Origin of the sequence: Anaerobutyricum hallii, from assembly GCF_900209925.1 — a bacterium.
In the GTDB taxonomy this organism is placed as follows: domain Bacteria; phylum Bacillota; class Clostridia; order Lachnospirales; family Lachnospiraceae; genus Anaerobutyricum; species Anaerobutyricum soehngenii.
In genome coordinates this window covers 302,205-319,973 of the sequence record NZ_LT907978.1, presented here as the reverse complement: position 1 = coordinate 319,973, position 17,769 = coordinate 302,205, and the positions used below count along the sequence as shown (strand labels likewise).

General features: G+C 37.5%; 8 protein-coding genes. All 8 read right to left on the bottom strand.

Annotation, left to right across the window (positions count from 1 at the left end; all coding sequences use genetic code 11):
- Positions 1-760 precede the first annotated feature (760 nt).
- The 8 genes from EHLA_RS01395 to nifJ all read right to left on the bottom strand — a co-directional run bounded on the left by EHLA_RS01395 (position 761) and on the right by nifJ (position 17,535).
- Positions 761-1,336: a Maf family protein gene (locus EHLA_RS01395; RefSeq protein WP_096239033.1), complete on the bottom strand. Its 576-nt coding sequence runs from the start codon at positions 1,334-1,336 to the stop codon at positions 761-763.
- Between the two features lie 40 nt (positions 1,337-1,376).
- The gene (locus EHLA_RS01390) at positions 1,377-2,543 is read right to left on the bottom strand and encodes a class I SAM-dependent methyltransferase (RefSeq protein ID WP_096241519.1); all 1,167 of its coding nucleotides are present in this window, start codon (positions 2,541-2,543) and stop codon (positions 1,377-1,379) included.
- A gap of 163 nt (positions 2,544-2,706) precedes the next feature.
- Complete coding sequence (locus EHLA_RS01385; protein WP_157908531.1) at positions 2,707-3,516, bottom strand: DUF4179 domain-containing protein; 810 nt, start codon at positions 3,514-3,516, stop codon at positions 2,707-2,709.
- 1,171 nt (positions 3,517-4,687) lie between these two features.
- Complete coding sequence (locus EHLA_RS01380; RefSeq protein ID WP_096239031.1) at positions 4,688-6,172, bottom strand: glutamate synthase subunit beta; 1,485 nt, start codon at positions 6,170-6,172, stop codon at positions 4,688-4,690.
- Positions 6,173-6,184: 12 nt separating this feature from the next.
- Positions 6,185-10,720, bottom strand: a complete 4,536-nt coding sequence (gene gltB / locus EHLA_RS01375) for a glutamate synthase large subunit (RefSeq protein WP_021906354.1) — start codon at positions 10,718-10,720, stop codon at positions 6,185-6,187.
- 787 nt (positions 10,721-11,507) lie between these two features.
- A complete protein-coding gene (locus tag EHLA_RS01370) occupies positions 11,508-12,794 on the bottom strand; it encodes a leucine-rich repeat domain-containing protein (RefSeq protein WP_123864827.1) in 1,287 nt (428 codons plus the stop codon).
- Positions 12,795-12,864: 70 nt separating this feature from the next.
- Entirely contained in the window at positions 12,865-13,851 is a 987-nt protein-coding gene (locus tag EHLA_RS01365) for an acyltransferase family protein (protein ID WP_096239029.1), read from the bottom strand.
- Between the two features lie 126 nt (positions 13,852-13,977).
- Complete coding sequence (nifJ, locus tag EHLA_RS01360) at positions 13,978-17,535, bottom strand: pyruvate:ferredoxin (flavodoxin) oxidoreductase (RefSeq protein WP_096239028.1); 3,558 nt, start codon at positions 17,533-17,535, stop codon at positions 13,978-13,980.
- Positions 17,536-17,769: the final 234 nt, after the last annotated feature.

The window sequence follows — 17,769 nt, the reverse complement described above, 5'->3', positions numbered from 1 at the left end:
CAGCCGCTGAAATAAAATTTTATGCTGAATTGTAAGAAGACTATGATAAAGAAAAAAGAATAGTTATAAGTATTGCATTTTGTGACTTTGCGCTGTGGAATTTTGACTCTGAAAACTTCGGACTCGTTTTTCCGAAGTTTTCGTTTTTTGAGGCAAAATGAAGCGTTTAGCGCAACGGAACAAAATCTAACTTATAACTATTCTTTTTTCTTTACAAGACTAACTACAATTCAGCTCAATATCTTCTACTAAAGCGGCGTCTGTGTCCCCCTCAAATTAGTATTTTTGTTTGAGGAAGAATAAGGGGATTGTCCAGAAGTCTATGGCTTTCCAGGAAATCAAATTCCAAGAAACTGACATTTATATAAGGAGTTCTATTTCTTTTGCCGGTATCCCTTGCTATTTTCTTATCGCGAAATAGTTCTTTGATTAAAAGTCAGAATCTTCTGGAGAATCCCCTTCTCTTTCCAACACAAATCACTAATTTGCTATTTGTTATCAAAAACAGACAGCCGCTGAAACAAAATTTTATGCTGAATTGTAAGAAGACTATAATAAAGAAAAAAAGAATTGTGATAAGTTAGATTTTGTGACTTTGCGCTGTGGAATTTTGACTCTGAAAACTTCGGACTCGTTTTTTGAGGCAAAATGAAGCGTTTAGCGCAACGGAACAAAATCAAACTTATCACAATTCTTTTTTTCTTTAGAAGACTCCATATAATTCAGCTCAATATCTTCTACTAAAGCGGCGTCTGTGTCCCTAGCAAATTAGTAGTTTATGATATATTTTGCTGATTGGCAGCCCTACGACGTTATAATAATCTCCTTTGATTCCAGAGATAAATACCGCTGCCGGTCCCTGAATACCATATGCACCAGCCTTATCTAACGGATCACCGGAAGCGACATAATCTGCTATTTCCTGTTCTGACATTGGCACCATCGTGACATCCGTACACTCATGAAATGTTTCCTTTTTTTCCACAGTACCTTTTTTTACGTAAAATAATGCAACTCCTGTGTATACCTGATGAGTTCGGCCGGAAAGGGAAGCCAGCATTGTCTTTGCATCTTCTTCATCCACAGGTTTCCCCAGAACTTTTCCTTCGAGTACTACTATGGTATCTGCCCCAATTACAAGACAGTTATCCTCTGCTTTATTATGAAGTCTAACTACCGCCTCTGCTTTTCTCGCGGCAAGTTCTTCCACCATTTGTTCTGGTGACTCTTCTATAACATTCTCATCTGCATTACTTACTTCTACTTTAAATTCAAAACCGGCCTGCGCCAAAAGTTCTCTCCTTCTTGGGGAACCGGATGCTAATATGATATTCATGATTTTACTTGCTCCTCTTGCGTTCTTATTTTCTCCCGAATTAATACCATCTTGTCATCGGCAAATCATTATTTACTCCATTCGTAAATAGAATCTGATGCAAATCAATAATACCATTCATAAATGTTGCAGCGCAAGCACAAAGATATAATTCCCACATGCGAACAAATCGTTCACCAAACATTTCTCTTATTTCATCTTTATGCTTCTGGAAGTTTTGATTCCAGCAAAGTAATGTCTTATTATAATGTCTTCTTAAACTTTCTACATCCAATGTATAAAATTGATGATCCCCTGCGATATGAATAATCTCACGCAAAGATGGTATAACTCCTCCTGGGAAAATGTATTTCTTTACCCATGCATCACCCGGATGCTCCTGCAATGCACTGATATAATGAAGCAGGAAAAGCCCACCGGGATTCATAATGCTTTTTACACATTTCATAAACAGTTCATAATTATCTCTTCCAACGTGTTCAAGCATTCCGACACTGACAACACGATCAAATTTTAAGCCGGATTCAGGTAAATCTCTGTAATCCATCAGACGTACTTCTAACTGGCTTTCCAGATGATTTTCCTTAATTCGCTCCTCAAACTTCTTCTTTTGCTCTTTACTTAAAGTAATTCCGACACCTTTAATTCCGTACTTTTTCGCCGCTTCAATCAGTAAATACCCCCATCCGCAGCCTATATCACAGAGTGTCATCCCCTCTTTCAAATACAGTTTCTTGAGAATTCTTTCTACCTTCTGCACCTGTGCCTGATATAACGTATCCTCTGGATGCTTAAAATATCCACAGGAATAGCTCATCGTCTCATCAAGCCACATCTTGTAAAAATCATTCCCAATATCATAATGAGAAGACACTTCCTTCTGCTGATTCTTCTTTGTAAGTGAAGAAAAAATTAATTTCTTCAATGCTTTCTTATCCGTAGAAAACTTGCCCATCTGTCCTAAAAACATATTCAAAGCATGGTACAGATCACCTTCTATTTCAAGCTTTCCATCCATGTAAGCTTCGCCAAGCGCAATTGATGTACTCGTTAGTAATTCTTTCATCGACGGAATCTCATGAAAAATAACTTTAAATTCCGGTTCCCCCTTACCTATATGGCTTACCTCATCTCCAATTTTCACATCAAATGGATGTTCATCAAATTTGCTTAAAAACTTTACAAATTCTTTTTCTGTCAAATTCATCTCTGTCACTCCAATCTTTTGCTCAATCAATCGGATGTCTCCTCGATGAAGGTGTAAAATCGCCTTGTCTCTACGAAACATTCTTCCATAAAATAACTAGTTTATTCAGTTTTATTACAGAATATATTCTGCCATAGGGGATTATAGCACTTTTTGACACTTTTCATAAGAAAAAAATGACAAGGTTTTTGTAAATTGTGATTCTGCTTGCCACTTTACTGACACGAACCTTTTGAACTTGAACTTCTGTATTATTTCTAAGCTTAACCTTTATGTCTGTCTCTACACTTTTTGCGGAAGCTTGCAGTTCCTTTCTTGATGCTGAAAATGTAAATTCTACATCGCCAAGTACAGTTGCATCTGGAGTCTCATATTCCTTAGTTATATAACGTATGATTTTAAACGGTATCTTTAATTTTTCTATCTTCTCAGGAAATGTATATCCATCAAATACATACTTTATAAGAACCTCTGTCCCTTTTTCCCCAAGACTGTGACTTATCCCTGTACTCCGGTTTCCCATAACATCATCCATGCTCTTTCCATTGATGCATATGCTTCCACTCGGCGCAATGTCCACCTGATCCTCATCTTCGTTTACACTTTCTCTTTTGCCGTTAACATCCAGCAAAACATACAGAGTATCTTCATCTAATATAACATTTTCCAGCGTAACATCCACATCCGCTACCGTTTTTGTTGTATTGAGTATCTGCGCATACGAAGTCAGATCTTCACGACTTCCCAATATTCTGTCTATCTTTATTCTGATATTTTCTGCCATTACTCTTGCCGTCGGGTTAAATGATACACCAGAAAGCAGCAATGACACAATAATTGCAAAACACGCCGCTATCTTTACAAGAATCTGCTGTACATTTCTTATAGGCTGTATCCACTCTCCTGCAGCTTCTTCAATAAAACGGTCATCGATATCCGTCACTTCCTTTAAGAAATCCCACTTTTCACTCATAATGCTCTCCTCCTTCTCTATAAAATATATAATAAATTCTGCCATAAGTCTTGTAGCAGATTTATATCTCACACTGCATAGTAATGAAATTACTTTTTCCTTTACTATATATGCCGAAAAAATAAGTACTTCTGTTGCATGGAATTACTATTTGATTCATTTAGAAGAAAACAGACGAAAAAAGAAACAATACCCTATCCCATCTGCTCTGTAGTCGCTGTGTTTAAAATACTCATTCGCATCTTAAACACGCTCCGAAGCCGCATCTGGGATAGGGTATTGTTTCTTTTTTCTGTGTTTTGGCTCCAGAAGGAATGAATGCAATCATCTTTGGGAGAGAGAAGGGGGAGAGATCAGAAGACTACTGCTTACTCGGAAGATGTATTGTCCAGAAGATTCGGTGTTTTCTTTAACGAACAGTAAAAATAAAGTGGATTGTCATTTTACGAGAAATTAAAGTAGTCACCTTTAGAGCTATCTTGAATGCGACAATATAATGATAAATGTATCATGTGCAGCGATAGCTTCACCTCCATTAATATACTTACAAGTATTATACTCACGAGTTAGTAACTTACGAGTATATTATTTGCAAATATATTCAAGTCGAGCAACCGCGAGACTTGAATAGAATGAACATCTCCAGAAGAGGCTAGTTTTCCAAAACCATCCAGCTGCTAAAACAAAATTTTATGCTGAATTGTAAGAAAACTACGATAAAGAAAAAAGAATGGTTATAAGTATTGCATTTTGTGACTTTGCGCTGTGGAATTTTGACTCTGAAAACTTCGGACCCGTTTTTCCGAAGTTTTCGTTTTTTGAGGCAAAATGAAGCGTTTAGCGCAACGGAACAAAATCAAACTTATAACCATTCTTTTTTCTTAGAAGACCGCGTACAATTATTCAGTAAGGAGATATCCCTCTTCTGGAGATTCTCATTCCAAATAAAAACCACAGACTTCTGGACACTCCCCTCTCTCCCATCCAAGATTTAAATACTAATTTCCATCTGGAGCCAAAAAGCAGAAAACCAGAAATTTAATATAGAAGAAAATGTGATGTCGGAGCGAGTAAAAATGCCGAGCAGGCATTTTCTGCGAAGCGACTATCTTCACATTTTCTTCTATATTAAATTTCTGGTTTTCGTCTCTTTAGTCCATCAAATTCGTATTTATAAATTGGAATATCCCATCAGAGCGGTATCTACTTCTCTTGCACAGTCACGACCTTCGCGAATTGCCCATACAACGAGTGACTGTCCTCGATGCATATCACCTGCGGTAAAGACTTTATCTACGTTTGTCTTAAAGTGTCCTACCTCTGTCTTTACATTCGTGCGTTCTGTGAGATCTAAGCCAAAAGCTTTTGTAACATATGGCTGGCTTCCTAAGAATCCTGCTGCGATTAATACTAAATCAACAGGTACTTCGTACTCGCTTCCAGCGACTTCTGCCATGATGTTTCTTCCGGCTTTTTTGTCGAATTTACTTTCGAGTTTGACAAGTTTTGCCTTGCACACTTCGCCTTTTTCATTGGCAATGAATTCTTTTACGGTTGTCTGATATACTCGTGGGTCTTTGCCAAATACAGCGATTGCCTCTTCCTGACCGTAGTCTGTCTTGCAGACTTTTGGCCATTCTGGCCATGGGTTGTCTGCCTGACGTTCATCTGGGAGTTTTGGCATCATTTCTAACTGGATCAGGCTCTTACATCCTAAACGGATTGAAGTTCCTACGCAGTCATTTCCAGTATCACCACCACCGATAACCATAACGTTTTTACCTTTGGCATCGATGTATTTTTTATCAGCGAAATTGGAATCTAACAGGCTCTTTGTTGCTGCTTTTAAATAATCTACTGCAAAATAGATTCCTTTGCTTTTTCTACCTGGAGCTTTGATGTCTCTTGGATTAGATGCTCCACAGCAAAGTACAACTGCATCATACTGTTTCTTTAATTCCTGTGCTTTTATGTCTACGCCGACATTTACACCTGTCTTGAATACAACGCCTTCTTTTTCCATGAGCTTTACTTTTCTCTGGATATATGTTTTCTCAAGCTTCATATTTGGAATTCCGTACATGAGTAATCCGCCGACGCGGTCAGAACGCTCATATACTGTTACAGAATGTCCACGACGGTTTAAGTATTCTGCTACGCAGAGTCCGGATGGTCCAGAACCTACGATAGCGACTGTTTTTCCTGTGCGTACTTCTGGTGGTTCTGGTTTAATGAGACCACTTTCATAAGCTCGCTCTATGATACTTAATTCTTTTTCTTTGATATTAACCGGATCCCCGCCTAAGTTACAGGTACATCCAACCTCACAAGGATGTGGGCATACACGCCCTGTAAATTCAGGGAATGGATTTGTTTTTTTCAGACGGTTGTAAGCCTCATCCCAGTTACCTGTATAAGTAGCATCATTCCATTCAGGAATCAGGTTGTTAAGAGGACATCCGGTAACCATTCCTTTAATTAAAATTCCGGACTGGCAAAATGGAACTCCACAGTTCATACATCTTGCACCCTGTCTCTCCTGTTCTTTTTTGGACAGGGGAGTATGAAATTCGTTAAAATGTTTGATTCGTTTTAACGGCGCTTCACCTACGCTTTCTTTTCGTTCATATTCTAAAAATCCAGTTGGTTTTCCCACAGCGCTCTCCTCCTATCCTCTTTTAATTTCATAAAATGCTTCAATCTGTGCCTGTTCTGCGCTAAGACCTTTTCCTTCCATTTCGGAAATCTTCTGGAGCATCTTCTTGTAATCGTGTGGAATGATTTTCTTAAACTTCGGCAGATATTTGCTGAAGTTATTTAAGATTTCTTTACCTTTTTCAGAGTTTGTATATGCCACATGAGCAGTAATCATATCCTTGATTTCCATAACATCATATTTAGAAACAACCGGTTCGGAAGAAACCATTTCTTTGTTAAGGCTTAAATACAGATCATTATCCTCATCAAGAACATAGGCAACACCGCCGCTCATTCCGGCTGCAAAGTTCTTTCCTGTCTTACCGATGATCAGAACCTTACCACCTGTCATGTACTCACATCCATGATCGCCAACACCTTCGACAACTGCGGTTGCACCAGAGTTACGAACACAGAAACGTTCACCTGCGACACCATTAATGTAAACCTTACCGCTTGTTGCACCATACAGTGCTACGTTACCAACGATGATATTTTCTTCTGCTTTAAATCGGATTCCTTTTGGAGGATAAACAATCAGCTTACCACCAGATAATCCCTTACCAAAATAGTCATTACTGTCACCGACAAGCTCCAAAGTAAGACCATTTGGAATAAATGCTCCAAAGCTCTGTCCGCCGGCGCCTGTACACTGTATAGTAAATGTATCGTCTTCTAATGTATCATAGTATTTCTTTGTAATTTCAGAACCAAAGATTGTACCAAAGGATCTGTCTGTATTTCCAACATCGATAGAAATACTTCTCTTCTGCTTTTTATCGAGTGCTGTCTTTAACTTCGTAAGAAGAACTTTTTCATCTAATGTCTTTTCTAATTCGAAGTTGTATTCATTCTTCTTGTTGTAGCAGATTGGATGTTTCTTATCTATATATGGATTGTTCAAAATAGCTGATAAATCTAAGTGATACTCTTTTGCTTCTGGAAGTTCCTTTAACAAATCTGTACGTCCTACCAGCTCATCTACTGTACGAACACCAAGCTTAGCCATATATTCACGCATTTCCTGTGCGATGAATTTCATATAGTTTACAACATATTCTGGTTTACCTTTGAAACGCTTTCTAAGTTCTGGATTCTGTGTTGCAATACCTACCGGACAGGTATCTAAGTTACAAACTCTCATCATAACACAGCCCATTGTGATCAGCGGACCAGTTGCAAATCCGAATTCTTCTGCTCCAAGCGCTGCCGCCATTGCTACGTCACGACCACTCATAAGCTTACCGTCTGTCTCGATAATTACTTTATTACGAAGGTCATTTTTAATTAATGTCTGGTGTGTTTCTGCAAGTCCAAGCTCCCAAGGAAGTCCGGCATTATGAATGGAAGAATTACGAGGTGCTGCACCTGTACCTCCGTCATGTCCGGAAATAAGGATTACCTGTGCACCAGCTTTTGCTACACCGGCTGCGACTGTTCCGACACCTGCTTCGGATACCAGTTTTACAGAAATACGAGCATCCCTGTTCGCATTTTTCAAGTCATAAATTAACTGTGCTAAATCTTCGATACTGTAAATATCGTGATGAGGTGGTGGTGAAATAAGTCCTACACCAGGTGTTGAATGTCTTGTCTTTGCAATCCAAGGATATACTTTTCCTGCTGGCAAATGTCCACCTTCACCAGGTTTTGCTCCCTGTGCCATCTTGATCTGGATTTCCTGTGCGCTTACCAAGTAACGGCTTGTTACACCAAAACGTCCAGAAGCCACCTGCTTAATTGCGGAACATTTATTCAGTCCATCCGGTCCAACCGTCAGACGTTCTAAATCCTCTCCACCTTCACCAGTGTTTGATTTACCATGAATCATGTTCATCGCAATTGCCAGAGTCTCATGTGCTTCTTTGGAAATAGAACCGTAACTCATAGCACCTGTCTTAAATCGTTTCACAATAGAATCTACAGATTCAACTTCTTCGATAGGAACTCCTTTGGATGGATAATTAAAATCCATTAATCCACGAAGGCTTACTGGAGAAGTTTCTTTATTAATCATGGAAGTATACTGTTTGAACAGGTCATAATTATTTGTCCATGCTGCTGTCTGTAATGTATGGATCGTAAGTGGATTATAAAGATGTTCTTCTTTACCGCTTCTATATTTATGATCTCCTTCACTATCAAGACTCAGATCGTTTTTCAGACCTAACATATCAAATGCTTTTGAATGATGGAAATCTACGTCTTCTGCGATATCCTCTAATGTAATTCCTTCTACGCGGCTTACTGTATTCGTAAAGTATTCATCAATCACTTTCTTGCTGATACCAACTGCCTCAAAAATCTGAGAACCCTGATAAGACTGCAGAGTGGAAATACCCATCTTAGATGCAATCTTTACGATACCATGAAGAACAGCGTTATTATAATCATTTACTGCTGCATAGTAATCTTTCTTTAATAAGCCATCCTGAATCAGCTTCTTAATACTAAACTGTGCCAGATATGGATTGATCGCACATGCACCGTAACCTAACAATGTTGCGAAATGATGTACTTCTCTTGGTTCACCACTCTCTAAGATAATGCTTACAGATGTACTCTTCTTTGTCTCGATCAAATGATGATGTACCGCAGATACTGCTAATAACGATGGGATGGCCACATGATTCTCATCCACGCCTCTATCTGTAAGGATAACAATATTTGCACCATTTTTATGTGCCTGATCTACTGCGATATATAAATGATTGATTGCCTTATCAAGTGGTGTTCCTTTGTAGTAAGTAATCGGCACATCTTTTACATTGATATTCTTTACTTTTGCATGACGGATCTTTAATAAATCTGTATTTGTTAAAATAGGATTATGTATCTTAAGTACATGACAGTTTTCTGCTTTTTCTTCTAAAACATTACCCTCTCCACCAACATAGATTGATGTAGATGTAACGATTTCTTCACGAATCGCATCAATAGGAGGATTTGTTACCTGTGCAAAAAGCTGTTTAAAATAATCAAATAATGGATGATGTCTTTTAGAAAGTACCGCTAATGGTGTATCAACACCCATCGCTCCGATTGCTTCACTTCCATTTAATGCCATCGGTAAAACAGAATCTTTTACTTCTTCATAAGAGTAACCAAATGCTTTCATCAGTCGGTTGCTCTCTTCATAGTTGTACTCTTCTACTGCAACGTTCGGAATCTTTAAGTCTTTTAAGAATACAAGATTATCAGATAACCATTCACCATAAGGCTGTTTCTTTACATAAGAATCTTTAAGAATATCATCATCAATCAGCTCACCTTTTACAGTATCTACAAGAAGCATCTTGCCCGGATGAAGTCTCTCTTTCTTTACGATATGTGTTGTGTCAAAGTCTAAGACACCTACTTCAGAAGAAAGAATCAGCTGATCATCGTCTGTAATATAGTAACGGGAAGGTCTAAGACCATTACGGTCAAGTACTGCTCCCATGATATCTCCATCTGTAAAAAGAATGGATGCCGGTCCATCCCAAGGCTCCATCATGGTTGCATAATACTGATAGAAGTCTCTCTTCTCTCTGCTCATTCCTTCGTTATTTTCCCAAGGCTCCGGAATTGTAATCATCATTGCTAGCGGAAGTGGCATTCCACTCATCAGAAGGAACTCTAATGTATTATCTAATCTTGCAGAGTCGGAACCATTTGGATCAACAACTGGTGTCAGCTTGATCATTTCATCTTTCAGATAATCAGATTCCATGTTTTCTTCACGCGCTAACATTTTATCAGCGTTACCACGAATCGTATTAATCTCACCATTATGAACAATGTATCGATAAGGATGTGCTTTCTCCCAACTTGGTACGGTGTTGGTAGAGAAACGAGAATGAACTAATGCAATTGCAGATTCATAATCTTTATCCTGAAGATCATTGTAAAATAATCTTAACTGTCCAACTAAGAACATACCTTTATATACAATCGTTCTGCTGCTTAAAGAAACAACATAAGTAGAATCGCTGGACTGTTCAAATACTCGTCTTACAATATAAAGACGACGGTCGAAGTCAAGTCCTCTTGGAACATCAAATGGTCTCTTTACAAACCCCTGCATGATACATGGCATACAGTCTGCCGCTTTCTTTCCAAGAATGCCCGGTTGAATCGGAACTTCTCTCCAGCCAAGGAAGTTTAACCCTTCCTTCTCAACAATAATCTCAAACATTTTCTTTGCACGATTTCTCTGCAGTTCATCTTGTGGCATAAAGAACATACCAATACCGTAGTCACGTTCCTTGCCAATAGAAAAACCGAGAGTACTACAGGTCTTTTCGAAGAATTTATGGGATATCTGCACTAAGATACCTACTCCGTCCCCTGTTTTACCCTCGGCGTCCTTGCCGGCTCTATGTTCAAGATTTTCAACAATTTTCAAGGCATTCGATACTGTCTCATGGCTCTTAAGACCCTTGATGTTTACTACAGCACCAATACCACAGTTATCATGCTCCAGACTTGGATCATATAGACCCTGTCGCATATTGTCCTGATACATGGTCTCACCCTTTCTTGCATCACTATAAAATAGTAAATATTCATCAGTTGTAAATTATATTTTTGTAATTAGTAATTGCCAGAAACTCTTCATCAATCCTCATGATTTCATAATCTCATCCTCTTATGATTTTATGATTCTGAAAAAGTATTTATAAATATCTGGAGAATCACATATTTAAAAAAGTAACAAATTCATTTTCAGAAGTAGTTACGATAACTTCCTGCATTTCTTTTTGTTGCTATCATATTACAACATTTTGGGTAGGTTGTAAATATAAACATTAAGGTGAATTATCTAATAATTTGATTATTTATTTTTAAATACATTATTTTCTGATTATTATTTTTATTTTGTGGGCTATTGTAGCTAATTTATTTGATTTTTGTTTCTTTTCAGACTGTATTGTTCTTATAAAAATACATTTTTGTTTGTGCTTTTGCTTGCTTATCCATCGTTATTTTTAGATTCAAATACAATTCATACAATTACAAATGTAATTTTAAAATGCAAATCCTGCATTTTGTTAATATTGTATACGAGGTAGCTTAAGAAAATTAAGTACTTATCCAACCTAGCATATTAATTAACAGATATCAAAAAAACGAAAGGTAAGATAATGATTCTGAGAAATCTGAAAGAATATATCCTCCAGCAGGATTGCATATGTTTAATTCCTTCAACTAAGTATAGAATATGTTCAAATTTATCATAAATTAACTAACTAAATCAAATCCCCTCATTTTTTTACGAAAACCTTTTAGGTCTTTATTTCATAACAGTGTATTCACTTCGTTATGTTAAGATTTATTTTTTGCTTCTTTAATAACTTCTTATATAATTTTATCTTTTTCGGCGGAACTTTCACAACCAATTTCTTTGGCAGCTTTTTAAATGCATCTTTTCCAATCGTTTTAAGCTTGGACGATTTTATAATTATTTTTTTAAGCTTCCTGCAATTATTAAATGCCCCTGCTCCAATAGTTACAACATTCTTTCCCATCGTTATTTTCGTTATTCCTTTGTTTCTCAATACATTTGGTGAAATTGATGTGACTTTATAAGTCTTTTTATCAATTTTTATAGTGCTAGGAATCGTCACATTTTTTATTTTCTTATTTGCAATCCCTAAAAATGTTACTTCTGAATTGTTCTTTATTCTATATCGACAGGACTTAACAGTATGAACTTTCATATATTTTAAAGATGTATAAAATTCAAACTTATGCTTTTTTGCATATCTATAGGCTGCAGAATTTTTCTTTCCTATGATAGTAAATCCTCGCACCTTATACTTATCACTCGCCATCGTTCTCGTCTTATAGTCTGATACGGATTGCACATAAGCTAAACTTGTACAATATCCAAATGCATAGTCTCCAATCTTCGTAACACTCGATGGTATAGACACATTCTTTAACTTATAACTATCTTCAAAAGCACAGTTTCCTATATATGTAACCGTATTAGGAATATTTACCTGTTCCAAATCAAAACATTCTGAAAAAGCATACCCTTTAATAGTTTTTACACTTGCCGGAATGTTAATTGATTTTAGACTGTCACACCCCATAAAAGTACCAATCTCAATTACAGAAAGCTTTTTAGAAAGATTAATTTCTTTTAACTTTCTGCAATCAACAAATGCTTGTATCCCTACACTTTCTACCGTATCAGGAATAATAATAGTTTTCAAACTTTCACATTGCGAAAATGTACAATCTGGAATAACCGTCATTTTCTTTGGTATAACAACATTTTTCAAATTGAAACACCTCTCAAAAACTCCATTCCCCATATGCGTTACATTCTCAGGTATTTTTATCGAATCCAATTTATCGCACTCGGTAAATGCATACTCACCAATGCTTTTTACACTGTCCGGAAGCTCAACCTTTTCCAGTTTTCTGCATCTTCTAAAAGTCTCTTCTTTAATATCCTCTATATTTGCCTTAATTATTACACTCTTTAAATTACTACATTCATCAAAGGCATAACTACCTATCTCTTTAACACTTTCAGAAATTTCTACACTTGTTACACTATTATTTCTCGACAAAAAACCATCTGGCAAACTAGTAATCCATTCCTCCACAACTACTTTTATACAAGAAATCTATATCCTACCAAATCTATGCATATAGTTAATTATTTTGTTTTTTATAACAGCAACTTTTTATTAAATTTAGCGGATAGGATATTATTCCTCCCTGTGATAAAACAAAAGTAACGATTACTGCAATCAATAACAATACTACTTTCCCTTTGGCACCCCAAAATAGAAGTTTATTTATATGAAAAAATCTATTTAATAACATATATACAGGCCAATGCCAAAAATATACATCTATTGTTCTCTCGCCCATCGCAGAAATCCATTTTATTTTTTTAGAAGGCATAAGAAAAATTATAGATGCTCCGACAAAAAAAGTAATTATATAACAAAGCAACCTCATAAATGCTCCATACGAATATATAGATGGTGCAAAACAATTTCTTCCTGTAAATAAGTGTTTCAAAATTATAACTTTTTCTCGATCATAAAAACATATAAATAACCACGCAATTAAAATAACTAAGGATATCCATCCTACCCACTTATTTTTCTTAATGTCTTTAATTTTTTCATCGCTTACTATTGTTCCCAATAAATATATTGGATAGAATACCAGTATTCTTGATAAACACAAAAAATCTCCTACTTCTTTATCATATCCTACAAAACAAGCCAACATTATAGAAAAAAGACATATATATTCTTTATTTTGATTTCTCAAAAGATATGTGATCAAAGTATATATAGACAATACAAACATAAACCACGGAATACCACCTTCTGACAAAAAAGAAAATGTCATTCCAGCACCAATTATATATCTTACTATTGCAAAAACCATTTTCTGTATAAATCCTACAGATATAAAAAATATACATTTTTGTCCTACATTTTTATTTTTATGAAATAGTCCTGAAACAAATAAAAATAATGGCATATGAAATGTATATATAAATAATGATAAGCTACTATACATATTAGATTGGTTTAAGAACAACTCCATAAAATGCCCTATAACTACTAACATTATTAATAGAAATTTTAAATTATCCCAAAGTGCAATACGTGTCTTCACATATTTCTCCTTTCTTTTAATGAAGAAGAAGCCATGCATCGGCATAGCTGACACATGGCTTTTCTTTTGTATTTTATAAAGTTTTATCTTTTGTATAACTAATCTGACTGACCAGTTCAGGCTTTATTATTTATAAAGCTCAACGAGTCTCTGCAGGTGCTCGTAACGTTCTTTAGCAACCTTCTCAGATTCGTTGAAGAGTCTTTCAGCTCTTTCTGGGAATGGTTTGATCAGACGAGTATAACGGGATTCGTTATTCAGGAATTCCTGATATGTTCCGTCGCCTTCTTTAGATGTTAATGTAAATGGATTCTTTCCTTCTGCTTTCTTAGCTGGGTCGAAGGAGAAGAGGTTCCAGTAACCAGCCTTAACGGCTTTCTTCATCTCATCCTGGCAATGGTTCATTCCACCCTTAGCGATACCATGAAGTTCACATGGAGCGTATCCGATGATCAGGGATGGTCCGTCATAAGCTTCTGCTTCTGCAAGACATTTAACTGCCTGGTTAGGGTTAGCACCAAGAGCGATCTGTGCAACGTATACGTATCCGTAGCTCATTGCGATTTCTGCAAGGCTCTTCTTGCTCATTTCTTTACCAGCAGCTGCGAACTGACAAACCTCACCGATGTTAGAAGCTTTAGAAGCCTGTCCACCTGTGTTGGAGTACATCTCAGTATCGAATACCATGATATTTACGTTTTCACCGGAAGCTAATACGTGGTCTAATCCACCGAAACCGATATCATAAGCCCATCCGTCACCACCGAAGATCCATACAGACTTCTTAGCAAGATACTGTTTCTTCTCTAATACGTCTGCTGCATCTGGACATCCTGCTGCTGCAGCTTTTTCTACCTCAGCGATTAATGCCTTAGCATCTGGTGTATTTTCTTTTGTATTTTCTTTTGTTTCCATGAATTTAGCAAAAGCTGCCTTAAATTCATCTGTTGCTTTATCGGAAGCTGCCATCTTCTCTAATTTAGCGATAGCCTGGTCACGTAAAGTCTTCTGTCCAAGATACATACCAAATCCATGCTCTGCGTTGTCCTCGAATAAGGAGTTAGCCCAAGCTGGTCCCTGTTTGGAATCTTTGTTTACTGTATATGGAGCTGTTGCTGCAGGACCACCCCAGATAGAGGAACATCCTGTTGCGTTGGAGATGTACATCTGCTCTCCAAATAACTGAGTGATCAGACGAGCGTAAGATGTCTCTGCACATCCTGCACAAGATCCTGAGAACTCAAGTAATGGCTGGTTGAACTGAGATCCCTTAACTGTAGTATCTGCAGGAGCGCCTGGTTTTCTTCCAACAGTTGCAACTAAGTAATCGAATACTGGCTGTTCTGCTGCCTGGCTTTCCTGTGGAACCATCTTTAATGCACCCTTAGCTGCTGCAGGACAAACTGTGATACACTCACCACATCCCATACAGTCTAATGGAGATACACTCATTGTAAATTTATATTCGCTTGCTTTTGGCTTTGTATCTGCAACTTTCATGTTGTCAGGAGCTGCCTTAATTTCGTCTTCGCTTACTAAGAAAGGACGGATTGTAGCATGGGAACATACAAATGCACACTGGTTACACTGGATACAAGCTTCTGGATTCCATTCTGGAACAGATACAGCAGTACCACGTTTTTCGTATGCGGAAGCACCAAGTTCGAACTGTCCGTCAGCGTTATCTACGAATGTAGATACTGGCAGGCTGTCACCATCCATGATTCCGATAGGTTCCATCATTTCTCTAACCATCTTAACTGTCTCTGGACGTCCTACAAGTTCTTTAGCAGGAGCATCTGGAGCTGGATTAGACCAGGAAGCTGGAATCTCTACTTTATGAATAGCATCTACACCAGCATCGATTGCTTTGTAGTTCATCTCTACAACAGCGTCACCCTTCTTGCTGTAAGACTTCTTAGCTGCTGCTTTCATGAATTCTACTGCTTCATCGATAGGCATGATGTTCGCTAATTTGAAGAATGCGGACTGTAAGATTGTGTTAGTACGTTTACCCATACCAATCTCAATAGCCTTGTCGATCGCGTTGATTGTGTATAACTGAATGTTATTGTCTGCAATATACTTCTTAGCTGCTGCAGGCATATGATGATCTAATTCTTCATCAGACCACTGGCAGTTAATCATGAAGATTCCGCCTGGTTTAACATCCTGAACCATCTTGTAACCTTTAACTACATAAGATGGGTTATGACATGCTACGAAGTCAGCCTGATTAATGTAGTATGGGCTTCTGATTGGGTTGTCACCAAAACGAAGGTGAGAAATTGTGATACCACCTGTCTTCTTGGAGTCATACTGGAAGTATGCCTGAATGTATTTATCTGTGTGGTCACCGATAATCTTTGTAGAGTTCTTGTTAGCACCTACAGTACCGTCTCCACCAAGACCCCAGAATTTACACTCTACTGTACCAGGAGCAGATGTGATAGGAGCTGGTTTAACTTCTGGTAAGGATAAGTTTGTAACATCATCCACGATACCGATTGTGAAACGGCTCTTTGGAGCATCTTTTTCAAGTTCTTTATAAATAGCAAATACAGATGAAGGAGGAGTATCTTTAGAACCTAATCCATAACGGCCAGCTGTAAGAACGATGTCGTTAAGACCTGCTTCTCTAAGAGTTGTAGCAACATCAAGATATAAAGGATCTCCTAATGCTCCAGGCTCTTTTGTACGGTCAAGAACAGCAATCTTCTTAGCTGTCTTAGGAATAACGTCTAATAATGCAGAAGATACCCAAGGACGATATAAACGAACTTTGATTAAACCAACCTTTTCACCTTTTGCTGTTAAGTAATCAATTACTTCTTCTGCTACGTCACAGATAGATCCCATAGCGATGATTACGCGGTCTGCATCTTCTGCACCATAGTAGTTGAATAAATCGTAGTTAGTTCCCAGTTTTTCGTTAATCTTGCCCATGTATTTCTTAACAACAGCTGGAAGAGCTTCGTAAACAGAGTTACAAGCTTCTCTGTGCTGGAAGAATACGTCACCATTTTCATGAGAACCACGCATTGCTGGATGTTCTGGGTTAAGAGCATGCTCACGGAAAGCTTTAACTGCATCCATGTTGCACATTTCTTTTAAGTCTGCATAATCCCACTTTTCGATCTTCTGAATCTCATGAGATGTACGGAAACCATCGAAGAAGTTAATGAATGGAACTTTACCTTCGATTGCAGCAAGATGTGCTACAGGGCTTAAGTCCATAACTTCCTGTGGGTTTGTTTCTGCCAGCATAGCAAATCCTGTCTGACGACATGCATATACGTCACTGTGGTCACCGAAAATGTTCAGGGACTGTGTAGCAACTGTACGTGCAGATACATCAAATACACATGGAAGCTGCTCAGCTGCGATCTTATACATGTTAGGGATCATAAGAAGAAGACCCTGGGATGCTGTAAATGTTGTTGTGATAGCACCAGCTGCAAGAGAACCATGAACAGTACCTGCTGCACCTGCCTCAGACTGCATCTCACTAACAACTACCTGGTTACCAAAAATATTCTCCTGTCCTGCTGCTGACCACTGGTCAACGGAATCTGCCATTGGACTGGATGGTGTAATAGGATAGATAGCTGCAACATCTGTATACGCATATGCTACGTGAGCTGCTGCGGTATTTCCATCCATAGACTGTTTTGCTCTAGGCATTGATTATTCCTCCTTGTCAAAAGTTGTGGTTTATTTTAAATTCGACATAATATTATCATTTTTTCGAGGCAATGTAAAGCTTATTCGGAACTGTTCCTTCTAAAATACAAAATCTTGTCCGAAACAGCCTTTTTATGCCAAAATTTCCCCTTGACAGCGTATTTTTTCGAGTACAATTTTATGTTAATTTCGTCTCGAAACTAACAATGTATTATACCGACTTCTTATCTCTTA